General features: G+C 26.1%; 26 protein-coding genes. 14 read left to right on the forward strand and 12 right to left on the reverse strand.

Annotated elements, in window-relative coordinates; genetic code table 11:
- Positions 1-226 precede the first annotated feature (226 nt).
- Entirely contained in the window at positions 227-505 is a 279-nt protein-coding gene (locus LRB30_RS04295) for an acylphosphatase (protein ID WP_231013856.1), read from the forward strand.
- On the opposite strand, the gene LRB30_RS04300 is transcribed toward LRB30_RS04295, so the two are convergent.
- From LRB30_RS04300 to celB, 3 genes are all read right to left on the reverse strand, one after another.
- Entirely contained in the window at positions 489-932 is a 444-nt protein-coding gene (locus LRB30_RS04300; RefSeq protein ID WP_231013855.1) for a hypothetical protein, read from the reverse strand. The two genes, LRB30_RS04295 and LRB30_RS04300, sit on opposite strands and share 17 nt — an antisense overlap.
- Positions 933-1,017: 85 nt before the next feature.
- Positions 1,018-2,367 carry a telomere resolvase ResT gene (gene resT, locus LRB30_RS04305; RefSeq protein ID WP_231013854.1) on the reverse strand — a complete coding sequence of 450 codons (1,350 nt, stop codon included), beginning with the start codon at positions 2,365-2,367 and terminating at the stop codon, positions 1,018-1,020.
- Positions 2,368-2,647: 280 nt separating this feature from the next.
- Positions 2,648-3,970, reverse strand: a complete 1,323-nt coding sequence (gene celB, locus LRB30_RS04310) for a PTS cellobiose transporter subunit IIC (RefSeq protein ID WP_231013853.1) — start codon at positions 3,968-3,970, stop codon at positions 2,648-2,650.
- Positions 3,971-4,255: 285 nt separating this feature from the next.
- Here celB and LRB30_RS04315 point away from each other — a divergent pair, with 285 nt between their 5' ends.
- The 3 genes from LRB30_RS04315 to LRB30_RS04325 are packed head-to-tail and all read left to right on the forward strand — an operon-like array spanning position 4,256 to position 6,038.
- Entirely contained in the window at positions 4,256-4,603 is a 348-nt protein-coding gene (locus tag LRB30_RS04315) for a PTS lactose/cellobiose transporter subunit IIA (protein WP_231019762.1), read from the forward strand.
- A gap of 8 nt (positions 4,604-4,611) precedes the next feature.
- Positions 4,612-4,929 carry a PTS sugar transporter subunit IIB gene (locus LRB30_RS04320; protein WP_231013851.1) on the forward strand — a complete coding sequence of 106 codons (318 nt, stop codon included), beginning with the start codon at positions 4,612-4,614 and terminating at the stop codon, positions 4,927-4,929.
- An 11-nt stretch (positions 4,930-4,940) separates the two neighbouring features.
- A complete protein-coding gene (locus LRB30_RS04325) occupies positions 4,941-6,038 on the forward strand; it encodes a DUF871 domain-containing protein (protein ID WP_231013850.1) in 1,098 nt (365 codons plus the stop codon).
- 21 nt (positions 6,039-6,059) lie between these two features.
- Here the strand turns inward: LRB30_RS04325 and LRB30_RS04330 are convergent, their stop codons facing one another.
- Complete coding sequence (locus LRB30_RS04330) at positions 6,060-6,689, reverse strand: hypothetical protein (RefSeq protein ID WP_231013849.1); 630 nt, start codon at positions 6,687-6,689, stop codon at positions 6,060-6,062.
- 160 nt (positions 6,690-6,849) lie between these two features.
- Between LRB30_RS04330 and LRB30_RS04335 the strand changes: the two genes are divergently transcribed.
- The 5 genes from LRB30_RS04335 (at position 6,850) to LRB30_RS04355 (ending at position 10,824) form a co-directional block, all read left to right on the forward strand.
- Positions 6,850-7,887: a hypothetical protein gene (locus LRB30_RS04335; protein ID WP_231013848.1), complete on the forward strand. Its 1,038-nt coding sequence runs from the start codon at positions 6,850-6,852 to the stop codon at positions 7,885-7,887.
- A gap of 121 nt (positions 7,888-8,008) precedes the next feature.
- Positions 8,009-8,923: a plasmid maintenance protein gene (locus LRB30_RS04340; protein WP_231019764.1), complete on the forward strand. Its 915-nt coding sequence runs from the start codon at positions 8,009-8,011 to the stop codon at positions 8,921-8,923.
- A gap of 29 nt (positions 8,924-8,952) precedes the next feature.
- The gene (locus LRB30_RS04345; RefSeq protein ID WP_231013846.1) at positions 8,953-9,471 is read left to right on the forward strand and encodes a DUF226 domain-containing protein; all 519 of its coding nucleotides are present in this window, start codon (positions 8,953-8,955) and stop codon (positions 9,469-9,471) included.
- Positions 9,447-10,208, forward strand: a complete 762-nt coding sequence (locus LRB30_RS04350) for a ParA family protein (RefSeq protein ID WP_231019766.1) — start codon at positions 9,447-9,449, stop codon at positions 10,206-10,208. Before LRB30_RS04345 ends, LRB30_RS04350 begins: the two co-directional genes overlap by 25 nt.
- 67 nt (positions 10,209-10,275) lie before the next feature.
- On the forward strand, positions 10,276-10,824 hold the full coding sequence (locus tag LRB30_RS04355; RefSeq protein WP_231013844.1) for a chromosome replication/partitioning protein: 549 nt from the start codon (positions 10,276-10,278) through the stop codon (positions 10,822-10,824).
- Positions 10,825-11,094: 270 nt separating this feature from the next.
- Here LRB30_RS04355 and LRB30_RS04360 read toward each other — a convergent pair whose 3' ends face one another.
- Positions 11,095-11,592, reverse strand: a complete 498-nt coding sequence (locus LRB30_RS04360) for an oligopeptide permease-like protein (protein ID WP_231013843.1) — start codon at positions 11,590-11,592, stop codon at positions 11,095-11,097.
- A 499-nt stretch (positions 11,593-12,091) separates the two neighbouring features.
- On the opposite strand from LRB30_RS04360, the gene LRB30_RS04365 reads away from it, so the two are divergent.
- Positions 12,092-13,684, forward strand: a complete 1,593-nt coding sequence (locus LRB30_RS04365; RefSeq protein ID WP_231019769.1) for a peptide ABC transporter substrate-binding protein — start codon at positions 12,092-12,094, stop codon at positions 13,682-13,684.
- A 268-nt stretch (positions 13,685-13,952) separates the two neighbouring features.
- On the opposite strand, the gene guaB is transcribed toward LRB30_RS04365, so the two are convergent.
- Both guaB and guaA read right to left on the reverse strand, forming a co-directional pair.
- Complete coding sequence (gene guaB, locus LRB30_RS04370) at positions 13,953-15,167, reverse strand: inosine-5'-monophosphate dehydrogenase (RefSeq protein ID WP_231019771.1); 1,215 nt, start codon at positions 15,165-15,167, stop codon at positions 13,953-13,955.
- A 24-nt stretch (positions 15,168-15,191) separates the two neighbouring features.
- Positions 15,192-16,727, reverse strand: a complete 1,536-nt coding sequence (gene guaA / locus LRB30_RS04375) for a glutamine-hydrolyzing GMP synthase (RefSeq protein WP_231019773.1) — start codon at positions 16,725-16,727, stop codon at positions 15,192-15,194.
- A gap of 238 nt (positions 16,728-16,965) precedes the next feature.
- Between guaA and ospC the strand changes: the two genes are divergently transcribed.
- Entirely contained in the window at positions 16,966-17,607 is a 642-nt protein-coding gene (ospC, locus tag LRB30_RS04380) for an outer surface protein OspC (RefSeq protein WP_231019776.1), read from the forward strand.
- 413 nt (positions 17,608-18,020) lie between these two features.
- Here ospC and LRB30_RS04385 read toward each other — a convergent pair whose 3' ends face one another.
- From LRB30_RS04385 to LRB30_RS04400, 4 genes are all read right to left on the reverse strand, one after another.
- Complete coding sequence (locus LRB30_RS04385) at positions 18,021-19,376, reverse strand: NCS2 family permease (protein WP_231019778.1); 1,356 nt, start codon at positions 19,374-19,376, stop codon at positions 18,021-18,023.
- Between the two features lie 108 nt (positions 19,377-19,484).
- Positions 19,485-20,840, reverse strand: coding sequence for an NCS2 family permease (locus LRB30_RS04390; protein WP_231019780.1), 1,356 nt, complete (start codon positions 20,838-20,840; stop codon positions 19,485-19,487).
- A 51-nt stretch (positions 20,841-20,891) separates the two neighbouring features.
- Positions 20,892-21,416: a hypothetical protein gene (locus LRB30_RS04395; RefSeq protein WP_231013862.1), complete on the reverse strand. Its 525-nt coding sequence runs from the start codon at positions 21,414-21,416 to the stop codon at positions 20,892-20,894.
- The gene (locus LRB30_RS04400; protein WP_231013861.1) at positions 21,391-21,903 is read right to left on the reverse strand and encodes a hypothetical protein; all 513 of its coding nucleotides are present in this window, start codon (positions 21,901-21,903) and stop codon (positions 21,391-21,393) included. Before LRB30_RS04400 ends, LRB30_RS04395 begins: the two co-directional genes overlap by 26 nt.
- 46 nt (positions 21,904-21,949) lie before the next feature.
- Here LRB30_RS04400 and LRB30_RS04405 point away from each other — a divergent pair, with 46 nt between their 5' ends.
- Positions 21,950-22,645 carry an ImmA/IrrE family metallo-endopeptidase gene (locus tag LRB30_RS04405; protein WP_231013860.1) on the forward strand — a complete coding sequence of 232 codons (696 nt, stop codon included), beginning with the start codon at positions 21,950-21,952 and terminating at the stop codon, positions 22,643-22,645.
- A gap of 9 nt (positions 22,646-22,654) precedes the next feature.
- Here the strand turns inward: LRB30_RS04405 and LRB30_RS04410 are convergent, their stop codons facing one another.
- Complete coding sequence (locus LRB30_RS04410; protein WP_231019783.1) at positions 22,655-23,209, reverse strand: hypothetical protein; 555 nt, start codon at positions 23,207-23,209, stop codon at positions 22,655-22,657.
- 100 nt (positions 23,210-23,309) lie between these two features.
- Between LRB30_RS04410 and LRB30_RS04415 the strand changes: the two genes are divergently transcribed.
- Both LRB30_RS04415 and LRB30_RS04420 read left to right on the forward strand, forming a co-directional pair.
- A complete protein-coding gene (locus tag LRB30_RS04415) occupies positions 23,310-24,554 on the forward strand; it encodes an ankyrin repeat domain-containing protein (protein ID WP_231013858.1) in 1,245 nt (414 codons plus the stop codon).
- 239 nt (positions 24,555-24,793) lie between these two features.
- Positions 24,794-26,286: PTS transporter subunit EIIC (locus tag LRB30_RS04420; protein ID WP_231019785.1), on the forward strand; the 1,493-nt coding region annotated here is incomplete at its 3' end.

Consider the following 26,286-nt stretch of genomic DNA (forward strand, 5'->3'; position numbering starts at 1 on the left):
AATAGAATTCATTAAATCAGACACCTACTTTAAAAATCTAGGTGCTAGTGGAATATTAAAAAAAGGAAATAGTGTTCAAATTGTATTTGGAGGATTGTCCGATAATATAAGAATGGAAATCGACAAGCTTATGTAAAATTTTTAAAAAATAACATAAAAACAGCTAATCCAATAGAAAAATTTAAAAATTTTTCTATTGGATAGATTTTATGCAAAGAAGGTAATAATGTATAAACAACAATATTTTATTTCTGGCAAGGTACAAGGTGTTGGCTTTAGATTTTTTACAGAGCAAATAGCAAATAGTATGAAACTAAAAGGATTTGTAAAAAATCTAAAAGATGGTAGGGTAGAAATTGTAGCTTTCTTTAATACTAAAGAACAAATAAAAAAATTTGAAAAATTATTAAATGGAAATAAGTATGAAAACATCGAAAACATCGAAAAAATAATTTTAGATGAAAATTATCCTTTTCAATTTAATGATTTTAAAATTTATTATTAGGGCCCTCTCGTTTAATAAGCACCTTAATTTTTTTATTTTTTGGTTTAACATTGCACACATAAGAATTGTTATTCTTAGAGCAATACACACTAGTTCTAAAAAAATATTCAACTTTAAATTTCAAAAACTCTAAAGACTTTCTGTTTCTACAAAAAATATTTAAATTGCCATCAGAAAATTTAATATCAAGTCCGAAATTACAACTTGTTTTTAAAAAACCACATGAAATAAAACTACCATTGGAACTACTCCTATTAAAAAGAATAAAATATTTTTTACCTCTTTTGGAATCTTTAAAATAAATTTTAAGCCAAGTTCCTACCGGTTTAACTGAAGACAGCATATCATAGAGATAAGAAATGTAAATCGTTCTATTGGCATTAGATTTTAAAATTTTTTTAAAAAAATAATGAGGACCTATTTTCATACAAATTATATAATATCTTATTAATAAAATAATTCCTAATATTTCCCAAATGTATTGATAATGCCTGAAATTTAAAAAACAAAAATTATAGCTTATAATTAAAAATTATTGATAAGTATTCTGTAAGTTTTATATAGTTATAATTGTATCCATATGTAGCTTTAAAAGCTTTGCGAATTTTAACATTTAATCCTCTAACCATTGCCAAAGTTTCTAAATTATCCTTCAACATCAAATTTTTAATTACAATCAACGTTTTAATATAATTATCATCAAATATATGATGTTCTTTTATCAAACTTTCTAAACGATCCATTGTAAGAGTAGAATAAGTAGCTTTGCGTCTAACATATGTATAAATTCTTTGATTAAGCAATGTTAATAAGTTGTTATCTGCCTTATCATCTAAATTATCTAAAACATACCGATTATAATGAAAAGCCGTTGTTATGTCGTTTGGTTCGTGTCCTAAAACCTTTGTTATCCAATAATTCATTTCCATGTTTTTGGGCGCAAATGCAAGATAAGAAAATTTACAATAAATAGCTCTGCAAAAATAGACAGACTCTTCAGGAGCAAAAATATTATTAAAAATTTGACGAAACAGCCTATTATAACTGTATGCAAGATTTGAAGAAATTATCTCTTTAGTAAGATTCTCGGTCTGCTCCATATAGCGTATTTCTTTTATAGAATTAATTATTAATTCAGGATCTGCAAAAACTGGAAAAACAACTTCATTAATAATATTATTTTCTCTCTTTTTTGCAATAAACTCCATACGAATATGATTTTTATCTGCGATATAAAATTGAGAAAGCTTCATTACTTCAACGGGACGTCGTCCTATTGCCATTAAAACTCCATAAAATTTCAATCTAATATCTCGATTTTGATTTAGTAAAAGCTTAATTATTTCAATATAGGTATTTAAATTAATTTTAACAAATATCTGTTCTTTCCTATAACTATTAATTTTTTCAATTTTATATTTATGAGCATAATCATTTAACCATTTTGGAGTTACAAACAAATCTATAAAATATTGAAAATAAGGTTTATCATCATTCATTTTATTTAAAAACATTAACTCTTCTATTTTTTTCTGGTCCTTAATTCTTATATTTTTTAATTCTTTTATTTTTTTTGATTTCCAAAAAAATAGAAAAGTATTATCTCTTCTGATCTTTTCAATTACTGAAAGATTAATATATTCCTTAATTATTTTACGAGTCTTTGAAAGATTTAATATTATTGAACGATTTGTAAATTTATCCTTTCTAAAAAGAATGGCTTTGTGATTATCTGCAAGAATTTTTATTTTTTCTTTTAATTTTAAATATGAAAGCTCATTATTGAGATATTTGTTATATAGAATTTCTAATTCTTTTCTAAATATTTCAAAATCATTTTTTATCTTCACTTTTGGAGGCATATTAATTCAATTATACCAAGTTTAAAATCTTTAGCTAAGTAAAAAATTTCTGATTTTTAAAAAACATGCTTATATATTAAATTAAATTATACAATATGTACTATTATTGCATAATGAAACAAAGAGATATTCTATCCACACCAGCCAATCTTTTTGTTAATGTAAAGTACAAAACAATAAAATTTAAATAATTTTTTTTATTTCCTAAAAAAGAGCTATTTATAAATAGCTCTCTGATATTTTTATTACAAGTTTTACAATAGCAATTTAAAATAATTTCCTATTCTTTTTCCTGCAAAAGTAGAGCTTTATCATACGCTTTAATAAAGGGGAAATACATAAATACAGAAGTAATCAATAATAATAAAACCAGAACAAACGATTTAATATCAAGCCCTGTAGAAATAAAAGCTGCAATAGGAGCAGGCGTTGTCCATGGAACCAAAGTTCTGACCCTTTCAATAATTCCAAAATTAGTAAGGGTATATGCAACAAGTATATTAAATACAGGAATAAGTAAAAAAGGAATACCTAATATAGGATTTAAAACTATTGGTGCTCCAAACATAATAGGCTCATTAATATTAAAAAGCCCAGGAGCAAATGAAAGCTTACCTATGGCTTTTAGATGTTGAGATTTGCTAAGCATCATAGCAATAGCAAGCCCTAAAGTTGCGCCCGCACCACCAATATATATAAACGAATCAAGAAATCCACCCGCTAAAATATGAGGAAGTGGGAGATTATCAGAAAGAGCCCTAATATTAGAATCAAGATTTGACAAAATTATAGGATTAAGCAGAGCAATAATAACATTGGTACCATGAAGACCACAAAACCATAATGTATGAACGATAAAAGAAATTGCTAAAGTCCCAACCAAAGTATCGCTGATTTGCAAAACAGGCCTAAACATATTCATAATTATTTCAGGAAAAAGGCTTCCCACAGAACTTTGAATAGCAACATTAACACTTTGAGCCACAATTGATAGTACAATAACAGGAATTAAAGCTTCAAAAGATTTTAAAACAGCAGGTGGAACAGACTCTGGAAGTTTAATTGCCATATTTTTTTGAACTAAAAATTTATAAACTTCAACAGAAAAAATAGCAGCAATAATAGCCGTAAATACTCCTTGAGCACTAAAATATCTTGCATCAATTACAGGAAACCATGAATTAGGCTGAACTCCCCATTTAGCAACATCTCCACCGTAAGGTATCCAATCTGATTGCCCAGCTAAAATTAAAAATGTATAAAGAGATAAAAATCCTCCTGTAATCCCACTAAGTTTATAATGATTAGATAAGTTATAACCAATACCAAAAACAACAAATATAGACATAATACCCATACTTACATAAAATGGCTGTACAAGATTTCCTTTATATTTAGCCATTATATCAACATACCACTGTTGATATAACAATGTTTGAGAATCTGTAAAGGGCAAATTAACTAAAAGTAAAATAAAAGAACCAACTATTAAAAAAGGCATAGAAAAAGTAAAGCCATCTCTTAAAGCAATTAAATATCTATTTGAACCAATTTTACTAGCAACAGGAACTAAAGTAGTTTCAATAAAATTTTGAAAATTCATGAAAACTATCCTCCAATAAAAACTAATTATAAGTTATAATTAATAACTTATAATATTTATTATAATATAATTTATCCCTCAATAAAAACTAATTAAAAGTTATAATTAACAACTTATAATATTTGTTGTAATATAGTACAATTAATACTAATGATAATAAAATCATTATAAGATATATTTAAAATAAATAATTTTATTATAAATATATCTTATAATATAATCTTTATAAGATATATTAAATAATATTAATTATTGCTTTATAAATAAAAGGAGAATATTTTATACATGAATAAAAAAATATATAGCATAGAAGAATTAATAGATAAAATAAGCATGCCTGTTGTAGCTTACTCTGGCGAGGCGAAAAGCTTTCTAAGAGAGGCTTTAGAATATGCCAAAAACAAAGAATATGACAAAGCAGAGCTTACTATACAAGAAAGTAAAAAATCTATTGCAAAGGCCCATGAAGCACATAGAGAAATAATACATCAATCAGCAACTAATCCAAAATCTGTTAAAACGCCTTTTATTTTAATTCATGCTGAAGATCATTTAATGTCTGCAATTTCAGAATTAAGCATTTTTGAAGAATTAATCAATGTTTACAAAATAATAAATGAAATAAAAAAATAGGAGGAAATATGAACATACTACTTGTATGTGGAGCGGGAATGTCCACAAGTATGCTGGTACAAAGAATTGAAAAATATGCCAAATCAAAAAACATAAATGCAACAATTGAAGCCATTGCTGAAACACGTCTTGGCGAAGTTGTTGACCGCTTTGACGTTGTTTTGCTTGCACCGCAGTCAAGATTTAATAAAAAAAGACTTGAAGAAATCACAAAACCCAAGGGAATTCCAATCGAAATAATTAACACAATCGATTATGGAACAATGAATGGCGAAAAAGTATTACAACTTGCAATTAATGCATTTAACAATAAAGGCTCTGCTTAAGGAAGGTTAAAATGAAAGAAATTGGAATATCTATATATCCTAATATAAGCCCCAAAAATAAAATTGTTGAATATATTGAGAAAAGTGCTCATTTTGGATTTACCCAGGTATTTACCTCTTTACTCTATATTAACGGGAATGAATTTGACATATTCAAAGAATTACTTAGCATTGCAAATAAAAACGGAATGAAACCTATTATTGATGTAAGTCCTGAAATTTTCAAAGAATTGAAAATCGATATTTCAAATCTTAGAAATTGTTCAAAACTAGATTATTTTAAAAAGCTTGGAGCTTGGGCAATTAGATTAGATAATACATTCACAGGCATTGAAGAATCATTAATGACTTTTAACAACTCTGGCCTTAAGATTCAACTTAATATAAGCAATATAAATAAACATATTGATACAATAATGTATTTTAAGCCTAATATAAAAAATCTACTTGGGTGTCATAATTTTTATCCTCACAAATATACAGGACTTTCAAGAAATTTCTTTAAAGAAACAACAAAAATATTTAAACATTATTCAATCCCAACAGCCGCATTTATTAGTTCTAACAATGCAGAAGAATGCGCACGCGGGAAAGAAAAAGAAGGTGTTCCTACACTAGAATCACACAGATCTAAAGATATAGAAACTCAGGCAAAAGATCTTTTCAAAGAAGGAATAGACTCAGTTCTAATTTCTAATTGTTTTCCAAGTGACATAGAGCTAAAAAAAGTATCAAAGATAAACAGGAATATTTTAGAACTCAAAGCAGACCTAAATCCAAATGCAAATTCAGTAGAAAAAGAAATAATCCTTGAAAATTTACATTTTAATAGAGGAGATATTAATTCCTATAGAATTCGATCAACTATGTCAAGAGTGTACTACAATAATAGAAAATTTCCTGTACATTCCCCAAATGGAATTAGAAAAGGAGACATCCTTATAGACTCTTCAGGATACTTAGGTTATGCAGGAGAACTTCAAATAGCACTAAAAGATACCCCCAATAATGGTCTTGTAAACGTAGTTGGCAAAATAGTCAATGACGAAATATTTCTGCTTGAAAAAATAGAACCTTGGGAAAAATTCAAAATAATAGAAAATAAATAAATCCCCTAGTAAAAAGCTTATTTATTGTAAAAATTTTTCAATTGCTTTAAGGACATAATAATAAACAGTAATGTAGGACTCTCTTAAATCAAAATTTTTAGAACTATCAAGAAAATATATAAATTCATTGGTAGAAGAATTAAGATCCTCAATATCATTTTTAAGTTCAAAATCCCGATTAATAGACTTTATATCATTCAAATTAAAAATAATAGTGACAAAATTCTGAATATTATTATTGATGCTATTTTTAAAAGAAATTTTTTTGTAAAAACTATCAATAGTGTTAAATCCAGGTTCATTTGAATTTAAATTAGAAATTGTTAATTTAAATTTATGATCAAAAAAAATGCCAAAATCATAGGTTAATGGGATTGCTTTTTTAGAACTTAAAGCCAATTTCATTATAATATTATTGCTAAATTTATCTAAAATAAAAAAATAAGAATAATAATTAATATCTTTAATAGAATCAAAGTAATTCTTAGTATGAGTGCCGGTTTTAAATTTACCATCTCCTAACGATTCATATAAATCAATCTCAATTTTCATTACCTCGTCTAAAGGTCTAATAAAAATTGAAGAAACGCTAGTATTACATGAAAACAAAAAAATAATAAAGGGGGAAATAAAATTAAACTTTTTTTTCATCTAAAATTTCTCATTAAATATTCCTAAAATATATTATTATTAATGAAAAGCTTACGTAAAAAGTATAACAAATTCTTCAATAATTAAAATCAAAAAGAATATAATTATTGCACTAGAATTTAATTTATACAATTATATAGAATTACTTAAGGAACAAAAAATGAAATACCTTAAAAACATTTCCTTATTTTTGTTAATTTTGGGTTGCAAATCCATCTTAAATGATAATTTCAATCTACATGATACAAACCATAAATTAGGAAAACTAAAATTTCAAGAAGACTCAATAATAAGCAGAAATTATGACAATAAAATATCTATTGTTGGAGTATACAATCCTTTAATAGAAAAAGAAAATTTTAAAGTAAATATTTATATCAAAAAAAAGGGATTACAAATAAATCCTGAAAGCATTTTAATAAATGAAGAAAAAATTAATTATTCAAAATATAAAGCAGAGCTCAAAGTAAAATCTAGCTTTAATAAAAGCATTATTAACATTTCACTAACCAATTCAAGAGATCTATTAACCCACATTTATGATAAAAGCACAGGAAAATACATTAACATTGACTTTAAGGATAATTGGAATGTATCACATAGCATAAAATTTAATAAAGAATACATTTTAGCATATATAACAGATTTTGATAAAGAAATTAAAATATCTAAAAATATTTTGCAAAAACGTATCGACAATAGAAAAATTGAAATTGAAAAAACAGAGCTTAAAACAGAATATGACGAAATAGAAGATTATTACATCTACAGTATGAAAATTCCAAAATTATTTGAAAAATCAGACACTCCTTCAGAAACTTACGAAACATTTGTTATAGCAAATTATTACCCATGTGAAAATTTAAATATTCTGTTTTTAAATTTAAGCCTGTACTCTGATCAATTGCGCTTTCTAAACTCTATTTATGATGAGAATGATAGAAAATTAAAAATTGAGCCTCCTGTGAGAACTTTAAAGAATTCAAAAACAATAAAAGAAACATTAAACATAGTATTAAGTCCACAAAAAATAATAGAGCTAACAAAAAACATTGAGAAAGATATTATCTTAAGATTAAAAGCTTACGGAGAAAAGGGAGAATTCACATTTGAAATATATAAACCGCTTCTTTTAAAATTCTTAAAAGAAGTAGATCATTGCATAAAAAATTTGCAGTCAAGTAGGCATAAATTTTAACTTATTAAACCTTACACATTTGATTACAAATTCATTAATAAAACTTTACTTTTTAAAATAAGTGTATTATCATTAGTTTCAGTGCTTAATGCAATAAAAGATCAAACGATAGGAGCTTAAAATGTATCAAATAAAAACTAACAAGATACCTTTTAATAAAGTAGTAGATCGAAGATTTAAAATATTTTGGGTCATTCAAAAACTAAGCGCCAACTACTTCATATCTAAAAAAAAATATTCTCTAAGCAATGTTGTAGCAATGACAAATTCTATATTAGAAAAAAAAGGATTTAAAAAGGTTACTAAAAGAACGATACAAAATGACATAAAAATTTTTGAAACTTTAGGGCTAATTAAAAGCCATTTCAATCCACTTGGGAAAAACAATGGAAGTTTTACTTATTATACTATAAATAAAGTCCTTGAAAAATTAGCTAAAAAAATTATCAGTACAGCATATTTTATTGATAAAAAAACAAAACACGAAATATCAAAAAACAAGCACATAAAAAAAATTAAAATAATAGAAGAATCTCAAAAGTATAAAATTTCACATCAAATAACTTCACATGTATTAAGTAATAATAAAAGTAAATATTATAAGAATTCTAAAAACTACTTTAAAAAAAGTAATCAAAATCTAAAAAAAACTATAAAATTCCTAGAAAAAGAAATAAAAAAAAAATCAATATCAATAAATCTAGAAGAAATAAAGAAAATCACAGAAAATAGAATAACTTACAAAAATTCATTATGGAATTTAAAAGATTTCATGGAAGAACTGTACGAATATGAAGAAAAAAAAATAATAAAATTTTTCAAAAAAACTTTAGAAAAAAAGAAAAAAAAAATATGGTTTATGGCAAAAAAATTCAAAAAAACAGACTTTAATGAACTAATAAAAGAATTTAAAATAAAAAATAAAATAAAAAGAAAAAGTAATTTTGAAAACGAAAACCAAATCCGTACATCAAATAACATAAAAAATGCTATTGTATTAATGAAAGATCTAATAAAAAAACAGAAATATGATTAAAAAATTACAAAGTAAAGTAAAAAAACCTAATGAAAAATAAAGAAACAAAAAAAGATTTTTTTAACAAAATTGAACGATTAGAAAAAAAAATTGTTTACCATACAAAAATATTTAGCATGATAAATAATTTTGAGGCAAAACCAAATAAAGGAAAATTTTGGCTATGCCTAAGAAATGTATTTAACAAGAAAAAATACGAAAGTTTTCATTTATTTGCAGTAAAAGAAAATGATAAATTTTTAGGAATTTTTTACGGTTTTATAAACCTTCCAAAACCATTTGTTATAAATTATTCAGAAAAAGGAACAAAAAAATTCATAAGATTAAAAAAAATATTTTATATGGAATTTAAATTTAAAAAAGGAAGCGTTTTTTGTTATTTAAGAAGCTTATACATATTCACTAAAAATGAAAATCAAAATAAAATTTTTTACAAATCTCTTCTAGAAAGAACTTTAAAAATTGAAAAAGAAGTACATAAATTTTATGGTAAAAAATATGAAAGTAATAAAGGAATATTAAATTGGATAAAAAAAAACCAAAAATAATAACAATTGCATCAATAAAAGGAGGAGTAGGGAAAAGTACAACATCGTTGATGTTCACAAACATACTCTCAAAAAAAAATAACAAAATACTATTAATAGATTTGGATCCACAAGCAAGTAGCACAAGTTTTTATATTAATATCTTAAGAAAAAAAAATCTTAACCCAAAAGACATTAATATATACAAGGTTCTTAAAAAAGAAATAGATATAGAAAATTCGACAATCAAAATAAACAATAATACGGATTTCATAGCAAGTCACATAAACTTGAGTAAATTTAATGAAGAAAGTATCTCATTAAAAGAAAATTTACTTAAAATTTTTTTAAGCTTTATTCAAAATAGATACGATTTTATTATAATGGATACAGCACCTACATTGGGAAGTTTACTTAATAATAGTTTGATCATTACAGATTATTTAATTATACCTTTACCAACAGACCAGTGGGCAATTGAAAGCTTAGATCTAATAACTAGTAGACTTAATGATCTTTTTATAAAAGATTTACCAATATTTTATTTAATAACCAAATTTATTGAAAGACAAAACATTGATCAAGAACTTAAAAAGTTTATTGAGTGTGAATATAAAGGTAAATTTTTGGGAAGTGTTCCTAAAAGAGACAACTTGCGTAAGTCTATATTTTATAGAGAGGAATTCAATTCCAATGAGGACTACTACAAAGCTTATGAAGGTATACTTAAAAAGTTTTTAAGTATACTTTCAAATTAGTTCCATATGGAACTTTTAGTTCCATATGGAACTAATTTGAAAGTATACAATGGAGTAAAAATAAAAAATGAAATTAAATAAAAAAATAGAAATTATTAAAAGAGTTGAAATCAATGGAAATGAAATAAAAAAAAATAGAAAATCCAGATACTTAAAATTGAAAGAAAAACTAAAAATTTTGATAAAAGAGGAATCTTACAATAAAATTGAAACAGCTCGAATTTTAAAAGAAATTAATGAAAATAAGTATTACGTTATAGACAAATATAAAAGTTTTGGCCATTTTATAAAAGATTATAAAATGGCCAAAACCACTGTTTATAGATATATTAAACTGGCAATAGGAATTGACAGTGGTAAAATCAGTTACGAATTAATTTTAAAAAAAGGAATACATTGTGCTATGCAATTTTTAGAAAAAAATGGTATTACAACCAATAAAAGACCCAAAATAAATAAGTCGTTTAAGATAAAAATTGAAAACGAAAGGGTATTTGATTTTTATAAATCAAATACAAATTTTGTAAGTTTCTTATTAAAAGAGCTATATGATGATAATCAAAAACTACTTACAAAAATTAAAAATAAATATGACAGCTTAAAAAACAAAAAATAATGTTTTAAATCTAGAAAGCAATAATACGTTCAAAAAATGTTTAAAAAACACTTTACAAAATAATAAAATACTATATAATAATCTATATAGATTGAGATGCAATGTCTCGCTCTTGTTGTTTGATTAGAATAATAAGTTGGCTACCATAAGGTAGCCTTTGTCATTTTTCAAACGATTTAAATAGAAATTATATATCCCCTATATTAATTCCATTCTACAATAAAATATTTATTTTAACCCGAAAAGAAAAAACAATAAAGACTATAAAAATTAATTTTTATAGTCTTTATTTTCAATTGATTCAACCATTACTAGAAAGTCCAAAATTTTATGTTTTTTCAAGCTTAAATCTTCCAATCCAATTCTAATTTTAACTTCCTTATTCTTATAAGAAGCATCTTCTTCTTTAATCATCTTTTCCAATAAAGACTTAGACAAAACAAATGAAGAATAATTAATCCAGTTACCGAAAAAATGATTGTTATCTCTTTTGTAGCTTACTTTCCCCTCAATTTTCGTTCCATCTGGTAGTAATAAAGGATTCTGTTCTGTTATACTATGATTTCTAAACTTTGTGTATAAAACTATTTTAGTTATTCCTGTTTTATAATTAAAAGTACCTTTAAGTTCTGCATTTTTGTTTAAACTTTGGTATATTCTAAATGTTTTTCCAAATTGATCATGCTCAACGTTTAAGGAAACGCAAGATATTAATAAAAAAAATACCAAAAATTTTAAAAATTTTAATTGATTTTGATATAATTCCATAATCCTCTCCTTTGATAAAAAAATATAGATTAGTGAACATAATAATATATTTTTTGTTAGATCATTGCAAACAATTTTTAATAAATTAATCTTTATTTCTTTAAATCATTGTTTGGAGACTTCTTGGTTGCTACTTTTGTCTAGTATTGCTTTTGCTAAAAAAATATAAGAAAGTTTTTAATTACCATAAAGCAAACGTTAAATTCTAATTTTTTAAAATTCAATATTAATTTATTTTTTTATTAAAAAATAATAAATCTCAATAAATCTAATTTACAAATAAATAAATTTAAAATTATTTTTTATATGTATAATAATTGCTGAAAAGTAAACAATAAAAAATTATAATCTTATATTCTCTTTAATAAAGAATAAATTATAAATACTTTATTTATAGAATAATTTAAGTGCTTTTAATAATGTTAATGTGAAATTATATTTCATATATAATAAAATATAGGCAAAATTTAAATTTATAAAAACTTGTAAGGATGCTTGTATGAAAATATTGATAAAAAAGTTAAAAATTGTAATATTTCTCAATTTAATTTTATTTATTTCTTGTGTTAATGAAAGTAATGGAAACAAATTGGTTTTTAAGCTAAATATCGGAAGTGAACCTACTACTTTAGATGTTCAATTAATAAATGATGCGGTTGGATCAGGGATTGTAAGCCAAATGTTTCTTGGCATTTTAGATGGAGATCCTAAAACTGGAGGATACAGACCCGGACTTGCTAAAAGTTGGGATATTTCTGATGACGGAGTAGTCTATACGTTTCATTTAAGAGATAATCTTGTTTGGAGTGATGGGGTTGCCATTACTGCTGGGGGGATAAGAAAATCTTATCTTAGAATTTTAGATAAAGAAACCGGTTCATCTTTTGTTAACATGATTAAGTCCGTTATAAAAAATGCAGAAGAGTATTTTGACGGCAAAGTAAATGAGTCTGAACTTGGAATTAAAGCTCTTGATGAGAAAACTTTAGAAATAACACTTAAATCCCCAAAGCCATATTTTCTTGATATGTTGGTACATCAAACATTTATTCCTGTACCAGTGCACGTTATTGAAAAGTATGGGCAAAGGTGGACAGATCCTGAGAATATGGTTGTTAGTGGTCCTTTCAAATTAAAATCTAGAGTTTTAAATGAAAAGGTTGTTCTTGAAAAGAATAATAAATATTATAACTCCAAAGATGTTGTTCTTGACAGCATTATATTTTTTGTCGCAGATAATAGTATTACAGCTTATAATATGTATTTAAATGATGAATTAGATGCAATTTTTAACAATGTTCCGCCAGATTTGCTTAAGGATCTTAAGCTTAGAGACGATTATTATTCAATAGGAACTAATTCAACCTTTTTTTATTCTTTAAATATAAAAGTAAAGCCACTTGACAATGTTAAAGTTAGAAAGGCACTATCTCTTGCTATTGATAGAAGAACTTTAACAGAGAGCGTTCTAAATGATAGTTCTATTCCTACAAGAAGAGCAACTCCAGATTATATTGATTACTCTTATAAAAGCAATCTAAGCTTATTTGATGTTAAAATAGCACAGAAGCTTTTAGCAGATGCAGGATATCCTAATGGTAATAATTTTCCTTTATTAAAAGTAAAGTACAATACAAATGATCGCCAGAGAAAAATTGCTGAATTTATTCAAAATCAGTGGAATAAAAACTTAAATATTAATGTACAGCTTGAGAATGAAGAATGGTCAACGTATATAAATAGCAGGGTAAATGGTAATTATGAAATAATAAGATCAGGATGGTCAGGAGATTATGCTGATCCCATGACGTTCTTAAGCATCTTTCAAACCGAAAACACAGCTTTTTCATCTTATGGATATTCAAATTCCGAATATGATGAACTTTTAATAAAATCAGACAATGAAAGAAATATTTTTAAAAGACAGGAAATTCTAAAAAAAGCAGAAGCAATAATAATCGAAAGAGATTTTCCAGCGGTATTTCTTAATATAACTTCTTCTAGTTATCTTTTTAGAAACGACAAGTGGAAAGGTTGGGAACCAAATGTTTCAGAAAGATTTAATTTATCTGAAATAAAACCAATTAAATAATTTATATTTTATTTTTTTATAAAAATTAGAAATGAATTCTTAAATTAAGGGTTCATTTCTTTAACTTAATTATTTTAGAGTTTTTATTTTTAAATAGAGTAAGCACTAATATAATAATGCTAGAAAAAGCAATGCAAAAATAGATAACATTATTATGTTTTCCATTATTCTTTTCCTACTAAAATTGTTATTTCTTTAAGAGAAGAATGTAATATTTTAATCTTTTAAAGACGATATGTATTTAATTTGATCAATATTTTTTCTATCTTTATGTTATATTAAAAACACCGTGAGGATGGGATTCTTTTAAAGAAGAATGACTTATTTTTACAAACTTAGAATTTATTTTTAAATCATATATTGTGGCTGCTCCCAAATATCCCATTCCAGACATTAACCCTCCTTTTAATTGAGTTAAAATATCTTTTAATTTTCCAGAATACGGCACCATACCCTCAATTCCTTCGGGGACTAATTTTTTAGGTTCGTTGTTTTCTAGTTGAAAATATCTTGATTTAGAGCCTCTTTTCATAGCAGAAATAGAACCCATTCCAACGTAGGATTTAAATTTTTTTCCATTGTAAATTATTTCTTCAGAAGGGGATTCTTTTGTGCCTGCAAAGAGATTACCTATCATTACGCTATCAGCTCCCGCTGCAAGGGCTTTAACAATATCTCCTGAAAACCTAATTCCGCCATCTGCTATAATGCAAATGTTTGTATTTTTACAAACTTCATAAACATCGCAGATTGCTGTTATTTGGGGAACTCCAACTCCCGCAACTATTCTTGTTGTGCATATGCTACCCGGGCCTATTCCTACTTTTAAACAATCTGCTCCTGCACTTATTAGATCTAATGCAGCTTCTTTGGTTACTATGTTGCCAGCAATAAGGTCTAAGCTTGGATACTTATTTTTAATTGCTTTTACAAGTTCTATTATTTTTGTAGAATGCCCGTGGGCAGAGTCTATAACAAGTATGTCTACATGTGCCTTTGCAAGTTCTTCAACTCGTTCTATGGTATCAATATCAATGGAAACAGCAGCGCCCACTCTTAGTCTACTATTTAAATCTGTGCATGCATTAGGAAAATCTTCTTTGTCTTCTGTATTTTTACATACATCGGATTTTTCTATATATTGTTTTGCTCCAAATATTTTTGGGGTTTTTTCGTTTGCATCTTTATTAGTATTAATAGTTTTTTGGAATTCATATGTTTTTACTTTTTCTATTTCTTTTCTTTGAGCTTCTATTGGCATATTTTTATGTATAATTCCTATTCCACCTTCTTTAGCAATGGCTATTGCCATTTGGCTTTCTGTAACAGTATCCATTGCTGAGCTTAAAAATGGTATGTTTAGAGATATGTTTTTTGTCAATTGTGTTTTTAAGCTAACCTCATTAGGTAATACAGAGGATTTTCTTGGAATTAAAGACACATCATCAAAAGTTAAAGCTTCTTTTGTTATCTTGTTTGTCATAAAGTTTCCTTTTTATTGGTTTTGTTATTCCCATTCTATGGTTGATGGGGGTTTAGAAGATATATCATAACAAACTCTATTTATACCTCGGACTTCATTAATTATTCTTGAAGAAACTTTTTTTAAAAAACTATAAGGAAGTTCAGTCCATTCTGCAGTCATAAAGTCTTGGGTATTTACACATCTAATTACAGCTGTGTATTCGTATGTTCTTTGATCTCCCATTACGCCAACAGATTTGACAGGAAGCAATACAACAAATGCTTGTCTTATTTGATAATATAAATCATTTATAAAAAGCTCCTCTGTTAGAATATTGTCTGCTTCTTGTAAGATATTTATTTTTTTTTGTGTGACTTCTCCAATGATTCTTATAGCTAGTCCTGGGCCTGGAAATGGATGTCTGTAAAGAGATTCTTTTTTAACGCCCAAATTTATTCCGATTTGAATTATTTCATCTTTAAAAAATTCATTCAAAGGTTCTAAAAGTTTTAAACTCATCTTATCTGGGAGTCCCCCCACGTTGTGATGAGACTTGATTTTTGAAGAAGCGCTATCTTTTGATTTAGATTCAATTACGTCAGAATAAATTGTTCCTTGAGCTAAATATTCTATATTTTTATCTTCTAGAGTAATTTTTTCAAAAACATCTACAAATTCTTTTCCTATTATTTTTCTCTTTTCTTCAGGATCACTTATATTTTTTAAATGGTTCAAAAATATTGCAGAAGCATCAATGTATTTGATATTTAAATCATATTGATGCTTTAATTCTAGTATTTTTTTTTCTTCATTTTTACGCAACAACCCGGTGTTTACAAAAACGCAGATTAAATTTTTGTTTATTGCTTTTTTTATAAGTAGTGCGCAAACTAAAGAGTCTGTACCACCAGAAAGCCCTAAAATAACTTTTTTGCTTCCCACTTTAAGCTTAATTTTTTCTACAATGGTTTCTATATTGCCTTCTAATGACCAGTTAATTTGAGCTTGGCAAATTTTAAAAACAAAATTTTTAAGTATTTGATCTCCAAATTCAGAATGAGTTACTTCTGGATGGAATTGTAGACCGTAAATTTTTTGAGTTTCATTTGATATAGAAGCAATACAATTTTTTGTAAAAGCTAATTGTTTAAAATTATCGGGAATCTTTTTAATACTGTCTCCATGGCTCATAATAATTTGAAATTTATTTGGAAGTTCTGAAAATAAAAGAGATTTATCATCTTTTAGAAAGATTTCAGAGCTTCCATATTCTTGCTTAGAGTCTTTAGATACTAGGCCACCAAATAATTTAACAATTATTTGCATTCCATAACATATTCCCAAAACAGGTATTTTAAAATTAAAAATTTCCATGTCCAAGGTAGGAGCTTCTTTTGAATAAACAGAAGCAGGTCCCCCACTTAGTATTATTCCCAAGATGTTCATATTTTTAATTTCTTTTAAAGGGGTATAGTAAGGCATTACTTTTGTATAAACTCCAATTTCTCTAATTCTTCTTGCAATTAGTTGACTATATTGGGATCCAAAATCTAATACAAGTATTGCCTGAGCATTCATTATGCAAGTCCTTAAAATAAATAAAAGTTTTCTTATTAAAGCTTAATCTACTTAATTTTAGCATATTTAACTTTGTTTATGTCTATTTTAAAATCAAATTAAGATAGTTTTTTTATTGAAATTTTTTTCAATAAAAAAACTATTGAAAAAAATTGAAAAATTTTTGAAAAAAATTGAAAAAATTGAAAAACAAAATTGTTGAACTAATAATTCATAAATAAAAAGGAGGCACAAATTAATGAGAAAGAATACATTAAGTGCAATATTAATGACTTTATTTTTATTTATATCTTGTAATAATTCAGGGAAAGATGGTAATTCTTCATCTAATCCTGCTGATGAGTCTGTTAAAGGGCCTAATCTTGCAGAAATAAGTAAAAAAATTACAGATTCTAATGCAGTTTTTCTCGCTGTGAAGGAAGTTGAGACTTTACTTGCATCTATAGATGAACTTGCTAAAAAAGCTATTGGTAAAAAAATAGACCAAAATAATGGTTTGGGTGGTGCTCTAAATAACAAGAATGGATCATTGTTAGCGGGGGTCTATGCAATATCTAACCTAATAGTAGAAAAATTAAATGTATTGAAAAATGAAGAATTAAAAGAAAAAATTGAAGATGCTAAAAATTGTACTATCGAATTTACCGATAAACTAAAAATTAGTCATGCAGAACTTGGTCCAGCGAATGGTGAAGCTACTGATGATAATGCAAAAGCAGCTATTTTAAGAACAAATCAGCCTAATAATAAGGGTGCTGCAGAACTTGTGAAATTATTCGAATCAGTAGAAAAATTGTCAGCAGCAGCTAAAGAGATGCTAAATAATTCAATTAAAGAGCTTACAAGCCCTGTTGTAGCAGAAACTCCAAAAAAACCTTAATTATAATTAACATTATAAGATTAATTTGTTTTAAAAAAGTAACTGGAAAAATAAAGTCAATATAAGTCAAGATAGATTTCTTGGCTTTTATTTTTTTATTTTCCCAAAAAATTTCTTAAAATCCATTTTAACTTTAAGTTCTTCTTTTAAAGAATAAAAATTTATTTCAAATTCATTAATAAGTTGAATTTAATATTCTAAATATAAATAAAATTAAGTAGCAATTTCTGAAGGCTTGAACAGTTTTGGCAGATTTTTAAAGACAATAGTAGTTTATTTGGCTTTATGCTAAATCTCATAAAGTTGTTCAATAGACGGAATATTTTTACAATAAGAACTCTTTTTATGTTATGATTTAGAATTTAGTTTTTTGAAATTGCAAATTTTAAATTTTTTTTATAAATAGCAAGTAGTCAATAAATATAAATAAATTTAATAGTAAAAACCAGGCACAGTATTATCATTACTGGAGAGATTTTATTTTTTTTATTTTCCAATAAATTAAGTATTATGTTTATTAAAACATAAAATATTATTCCGATGCTTATACCCGAAGAGATATTGTATGTTAGGGGAATTAAAAAAAGTATTAAAAAACTGGAAATATTTTCTCTAGTATTAGAGAAATTAATGTTTAATATTTCTCTGCACATTGAAAATCCTACATATATTAGTGCTGCAGCAGTTGCACTAGCAGGAACGGCAATAAATAATGGTGAAAGGAATATTGCAATAAAGAACATTATTCCCGTTACTATTGTTGTAAGTCCGGTTTTACCACCTTCTTCTATTCCTGTGCAACTTTCAATGTATGCGGTTACAGTTGAAACACCCATTATTGCTCCAACAGTAGTAGAAATAGCATCAATTAAAAATATTTTGCCAACATTAGGAATTTTCCCATTTTTGTCTAACATATTACCTTTGGTTGCCACTGCTATTAAAGTGCCCAAAGTATCAAATAAATCATTAAACAGCAATACCAATACAATTGTAATAAAACTCCAAAAATGTTTGCTTAATATGTAGGAAAAATCTAATTGGTTAAATATTGGTCCAATAGATTCGAATCTTAAAATTCCATCGGGAAAACGTATTCCGGCAGCTACTGCACTTTCTGGACTAAAAGTTGCATATATCCACGCTATGGCAGTGACTGAACAAATTGCCCAAAGTATACTTCCCCTTACATTTAATTGTTCAAAAATTACAATAAAAAATAATCCTAAAAAGGTAAATAAAACTTTCAAGTCAACAAATGATCCAATTCCAACCAATGTAGCATCATTTTTAATGATAATTCCTCCGTTGACAAAACCAATAAAAGCAATAAAAAGCCCTATTCCAACCGTAATAGAGTATTTTAAATTTACTGGTATGGAATTTGCAATGCTTTCCCTAGCTCTTGATAAGGAGAGTACAATAAAGATTAACCCCTCGGTAAAAACAGCCGCTAATGCAACTTGCCAAGGGATATTCATTCCAATTACTACAGAAAATGCAAAAAATGCATTAAGGCCCATACCCGGTGCTAGTGATATAGGGGTATTAGTATAAAGCCCCATTAATATACTGGAAAATGCCGATGTTAAGCAAGTTGCAGTAACTAATGCACCAATTGGCATCCCTGTGCTAGATAATATTGCCGGATTAACAGCTATTATATATGCCATGCTTAAAAAGGTGGTAATACCACCGATAATTTCTTTTTTATAATCAATGGTTTTATTTTTAAATTGAAATAATAATGTTTCTTTCGATTGATTCATTACAAATTACTCCTCAAATTTTATTTTATATCAAAAATAAAGCCAGTGCTATTGTTAGTTTTTAATCTATTAATAAAACATCTTGATAAATAAAATTTTATAAAAATATTAATAGCCATAAATAAATTTGATAATAAAAATTAAGCACAATATCAGCAGCACAGGAGAAATTTTAATCTTTTCTTTATTAAAAAAATTAAATGATATATTGACTAAAATATAAAATGCTGCGCCAACAAAAAATCCTGAAGAAATGCTATAAGTTAAAGGAATCAAAAAAAATATTAAAAAGCTAGAAATATTTTCTCTAATATTAAAGAAATCAATTTTAATTATTTCCCTGCACATTGAAAATCCTACATATATTAGTGCTGCAGCAGTTGCGCTAGCAGGAACAGCAACAAACAGTGGAGCAAAAAAAACTGCAAGTAGAAATAATATTCCAGTTACAATTGAGGTAAATCCCGTTTTTCCACCTTCAGCAATTCCTGTAAAACTTTCAATATAAGTAGTAACAGTAGAAACCCCCATTATTGCTCCAAAAGTAGTAGCAATACCATCTACCAATAATATTTTTCTTGCATTGGGAATTTTTCCATTTTTATCCAACATCCCACCTTTTGTTGTGACGCTTATTAAAATGCCTACAGTATCAAATAAATCATTGAACAAGAGAATGAAAACTATTGACATAAAAGTCCAAAAATGCTCATTTAAAACATAAGAAAAATCTAATTGGTTAAATATTGGTTCAATGGATTCAAATTTTAGAATCCCACTGGGAAGTTGTATTCCAATAGCTTGGGCGTCCTCTAAATTAAATATTGCATATATCCATGTTATGGCAGTGACTGAACAAATTGCCCAAAGTATACTTCCCCTTACATTTAATTGTTCAAAAATTACAATAAAAAATAATCCTAAAAAGGTAAATAAAACTTTCAAGTCAACAAACGAGCCAATTCCAACCAATGTAGCATCATTTTTAATGATGATTCCTCCGTTGACAAAACCAATAAAAGCAATAAAAAGCCCTATTCCAACTGAAATAGAATATTTTAAATTTATTGGAATAGAATTTATAATTTGTTCTCTTACTCTTAAAAAGGATAAGAGAACAAAAATTAGTCCTTCAATAAAAACAGCAGCTAATGCAACTTGCCAGGGAATGTTCATTCCAATTACCACAGAAAATGCAAAAAAAGCATTCAAGCTCATTCCAGAAGCTAATGCTAGGGGCGCATTAGTATAAAGTCCCATTAGAATAGTAGAAAATGCTGCTGTTAAACAGGTTGCAGTAACTAGTGCCCCAATTGGCATGCCTGTGTTAGATAGTATTGCTGGGTTAACAGCTATAATATATGACATACTTAAAAATGTAGTAATTCCCGCTAAAATTTCCTTTTTATAGTTGATATCGCTGTTTTTAAATTGAAAAAATAAACCTTTTATATATTTCCCCATAAAACTTTCCTTTTTGTTGTTTAAAAATATTTTCAATAATAAATTGATTTTTTAATTTTTTTTTAAATGTCTATTCACCCTATTAAGCATATTGTTCTGAAAGAAAATATTTTCGCTGTCAGGTAAGTTCGAAAATACAATGGTTTTAATAATCTTTTCAGAACTATTTGTAATCAAAAATTTTCTAGCTTTAATAAGCTTTAAATAAGCTTTCAAAGAAATATCTTTTCCAACGCTAAAAAAGGTTTGAAGATATTTACCATCAATTAGTTTATGACGATTAAATAGAAATAACGCAATTATATCGTTTCCAACTTTTAAAAATAAAGGTTCTTTGTATCTTAAATTCCAAGCATTAGAAATGGTAAAATAATGTCTTAAAGAAATTTTATTATTCTCTTGAATTAACTTAATATATTTAGAATCTTTTTTTAATTCAGGAATACCATCAAAATAGATTGTAGAACAAGATAATATTAAAAATATTAAATAAAAAAATAATAAATCTTTTTTAAAAATTTTCAAGAAAGTCCATAATATGTGCGTTTTTTTATAAAATTTTGTTTTTAAATGCATATTCTAAAGTATTTTTTGTATTCTTGAAATTAACATCAATAAATCTTGGATCATATTGCAAGGTGTCCTTAGTCCAAACCTGAAAAGAATCCTTATTAAATAAAAAGACTAGCTTTTTGTAAGGGGTTAAAGCTTTTGACATGAGAGCAAAATTATCTTTATCAAGATTAATGTATAAAAACTTAAAATTCCCAATACTAACTACCTTAGAAATGGCAATACTTCCAATATATTTATTGTCTTGAATTAACTTCAAATAACCTTTGGTAAAACTTAAATTTGAATCTAGCATGACATTTAAAAAAACAGTAAACTTATTGCTAGATTTATCTTTTTTAATGTATATTTGACTGTCTGGATAAAAATAAAGACAATAATCTGCTCTTTCAATTTTTTCAAAATTCTTTTCCAAATCTTCAGCAATATTTAAAATCTTACAAGAAGAGCAAATAAAAACCATTAAAATCAAAAAAAAACTATATTTCATAATTAACTTATATTATACAATACAAAAAGGAGAGTGTTTATATTAAATGCATGAAAACAAATTCAGCTCTTATATTGAAAATTCTAAAGTCTATTCGGATTATATAATATCAAAACATAAAATATTGCTTATTCCTGTTCCTATAATAAAAATTGCTATGGGAGAAGATCTTAAAATTTTTGAAATACGTTTTCAAGATAAGCATAAAGATTTTTCAGGATATATTCAATTAAATGAAAAATCTTTATATATAAATGAAAATATGAGTCTTGAAAATAAAAGATTTACAATAGCAAAACACTTGGGGCATTATTTGATGCATCAAAATCAAATTAAAACTCTATCTAAAAATGGAAACTATTATAATGATATTCAAGACAGTCAAATGGTAACAGAAGCTAACATATTTGCAGCAAACATATTAGTTCCAACAACTACATTAAAATTAAAATTATCTCAATATAAATCTAAAGAATACCCTCAAAAAACAATAGCAAAAGAATTTCAAGTAACTGAAAATATAATTTATTTAAAATTAAGTATGCTCAATGATCTTAGCAAAATAGACAAAATAAAAAAGAGTAAAAAATTTTTAAAAATTAAAAACACAAAAGAAAAAATAGAAGCGAACATTTACCTCCACAATACAGATAAAATTAAAGAATCAATAGCTCTTGATTTGGAAAAATATGAACTTAAAAAAAAAGAACAAATTAAAAAAATATTTGAGGATTTAGAGTAAAAAGCTTTCTCAAATTAAAAACTTTTTGAGTATATATTCCATCTTTACATTGGCCAAGATTAAATAATTTTTACTCTTAATAAGAGAATCTAAGTGGTTTTTTGCAATCACAATCCAATACTTGTTATCCATAAATTTTTTAGTAGTTGGAAAATTTATTTTCAATGAAAAATTTTTCATAATTTTTTGTTTTTCAAAATAAGATAAAACTTCTGCCTTAAAAGATGCGCCTTGGGTCAAGCCATAAGCAATAAGTATTCTATATAATTTCTTATTATAAATAAAAAGATCTTTGATAAAATCAATATTATTATTAAAATTAGATTCATCAACGTAAATATAAGCACTATTATTTTTAGCATCATTCAAGCTTTCAAAATTATATAAATGATGCAAATGTTCATAGTCTTTTATTTTAAAATTTGAAATCTTCAAATCAGGATAATTCATCAAAGATGATAAAATAGTTAAATTTATTTTATCTTTTTCTGGTATTTTTAGCAAAGATACCGTTGAACAACTATAAAACAATAAAAAATAAACGGGTATTAGAAACTTCTTCATTTAATGCTTAATTGTATGCTTTTAGTAAAATAAAGTAAAGTAAATAAAAATATAGAAATATTTTGATATAATTTAAAAATAAACTTTAAAAGGATGTAAAATGAGTTATTATGCGATAAGCAAAATATTCCTATATTCTGGTTACCTTGTTATTGGATTTCTATCTTTTACAATTTTTAATAAAAACTTAAGAAATAAAATCAGAGATAGATTAAAAAATTTATACTTTTTATATTATTTAACTTTTTTTACTCTTTTTATTATGAGTTCAAATTTATCTTATTACTTCACTGAAAAGCAGTTATTGGAAGATTTTAATATTTTTGAAAAAGAATTTCTTGAAATACATAAAATAAACGAACAATTTTTTCCAAAATACCTTCTAAATTTTCCAGTACCAATAAGAATGGAGTTGATGTCAAAATTTGATCCAATATATACAGTGTTTAATGCTAGTTTTGAAAAATATGCTAAAAACATTGGAAAAAGTTCTTATGAAATTCAAACAAATTATAAAAATTACGTCAGGGCAACAAATTCAGAAATTAAAGCAAAACTTGATCAAATGAAAGAAAATATTACTCCCATTTATAATAAATATAAATTACCCATTCTAAATGGAGAAAATACAGAAATAAGTGTTGATGAGAATGGAAATATTATTCCCGTTATAAAAAATGCAACCGGACAAATAACAGAATTACTGTTTTACGATCAAAATTATAATTTAATTCCCTTTAAAAAATTTAAAAACTATAAAGTTAGATTTGATTTAATACCAGAAAATAAAAATATAAACTTCAAGGAACTAATAAGCGTTTACTATCTTAATGAAAAAAATATTATCACTCCCATAGAATATTATAAAAATAATATAGATACCAGCCCTTATTACATAGACTTGCAAGAAAATAAAGATAACTTTCTCAAGACAATAAAAATCAAAAAAGAATATGGTTTATACATTGAGAAAAAGAAGCAACTCCAAAATTTAACTGAAAATGATAAACTTGATAAGTTTAAAGAATTTTTATCAAAAAATAATAATATTTTTTCACTAAACACAATATTTTCCAACGGCAATCCAATATTTACTTATGCTATAAATGTAAAAGCAAAAAGTATTATAAATTATTTAATAACAAAAGAATTTAATATTAATTTAACAAATCAAAATTCTCAAACAGCTCTTCACAATGCTATAATTCAAAAATATGATTTAAATTTTATTAAATCACTTATTGAAAAAGGTGCTAATCCAAATATCAGAGATGGCGACAATAAACTACCCGTAGATTACTCTGATAAAAATAGTGAAATCTATAAGTATTTAATCGGAATTTAACTTTACAATGCTCATTGCTAATTCAATTACCATTATAAGCCAAATTGATTCGATTTATTTCTAAATTTCATTTAAAATAATTTAAATGAAAACAAAGATTACAATCAGCAATTTAATATACTAGCATTTATTCAATGCTGATATTTACAAGATTAAAAAATCTTGTTAAGATATTAGGCGTATTATTCAAATTAATTATTTTAATTAATTAATTTGAACTTAATAAAAAGGGGAAAATTATGTCAACATCATCAGCATCTATATCTATATTTACAATATTACAAAAAGTAGGAAAAGCCTTCATGCTTCCAATAGCACTTTTACCGGCAGCTGGAATTTTATTGGGAATTGGGGGAGCATTTACTAATGAAACAATGATTCAGGCCTATGGATTAGAAGGAGTCCTTGGAAAAGGAACTGTGGCTAACTCAATACTTTATCTTATGAAATATACAGGGGAGGTAATTTTTGCGAACCTGCCCTTAATGTTTGCAGCAGCAATTCCAATAGGACTTGCTAAATTAGAAAAAGGAACAGCCGCTTTAGCAGGAGTAGTTGGATTTTTAGTTATGCATCAAACTATAAATGGAATCTTATACATACAAGGAATTACACCAGAAAGCGCAAGCTTAAAAGCACTATTGGAATTAGGAATACCTGAAACAGTTGCAACAGCAAAAAGTCAGGAATATACAAATGTACTTGGAATATTTTCTCTTCAAATGAGCGTAATGGGAGGATTGATAGCCGGATTTGTTGCTGTATTTCTTCATAACAGATTCCATAATATTCAATTACCTACATTTTTAGCATTCTTTGGAGGTACAAGATTTGTGCCAATCATAACCACAATGACAATGTTTGTAGTAGGAATATTTTTAACATTTACTTGGCCTTTTATCCAAGGTGCAATGACTTCGTTTGGAAGAATTGTAGAACAATCAGGGCTTTTTGGAACATTTGCATATGGAGCAATAAAAAGATCTTTAATTCCGTTTGGACTTCACCATATATTTTATTTGCCATTTTGGCAAACAGCTGTTGGAGGAACATTGGAAATAAATGAAGAACTCATATCAGGAGCACAAAATATATTTTTCAAACAACTTGCAGATCCCAATACTGTACACTTTGAAGTTGCAAAAGGAACAAGATTTTTTAGCGGAGAATTTGTTGTTATGATCTTTGGATTACCTGGGGCCGCACTTGCTATGTACCATACATCAAAACCTGAAAATAAAAACAACGTAGCTTCATTACTACTGTCTGCTAGCTTTACATCAATGTTAACAGGAATTACAGAGCCTCTTGAATTTGCATTCCTTTTTGCAGCACCAGCACTTTATTACTTTATATATGTTCCTCTTTTTGGACTAGCATATCTTTTAACACACCTTTTAAACGTAGGAGTTGGACTAACATTTTCTGGAGGATTTATAGATATGTTCCTATTTGGAATACTTCAGGGAAATAGCAAAACAAATTGGATAGCAATTCCCATCTTGGGAATCTTTTACTTTATTGGATTTTACTTTATATTTAAATTTGCAATCATGAAATTCAACCTTAAAACAATAGGAAGAGAAGATGAAGAGATGGAAAAAAGTATGATGAGTACAGAAAAAACAAGCTTATCAGAAACTGCTTCAAAAGTATTAGAGGGTCTTGGAGGAAAAGATAATATTACATATATTGATGCATGTGCATCAAGACTAAGAGTTAATCTAAAACA

It is taken from the genome of Borreliella americana (assembly GCF_021043605.1).
Taxonomy (GTDB): Bacteria; Spirochaetota; Spirochaetia; order Borreliales; family Borreliaceae; genus Borreliella; species Borreliella americana.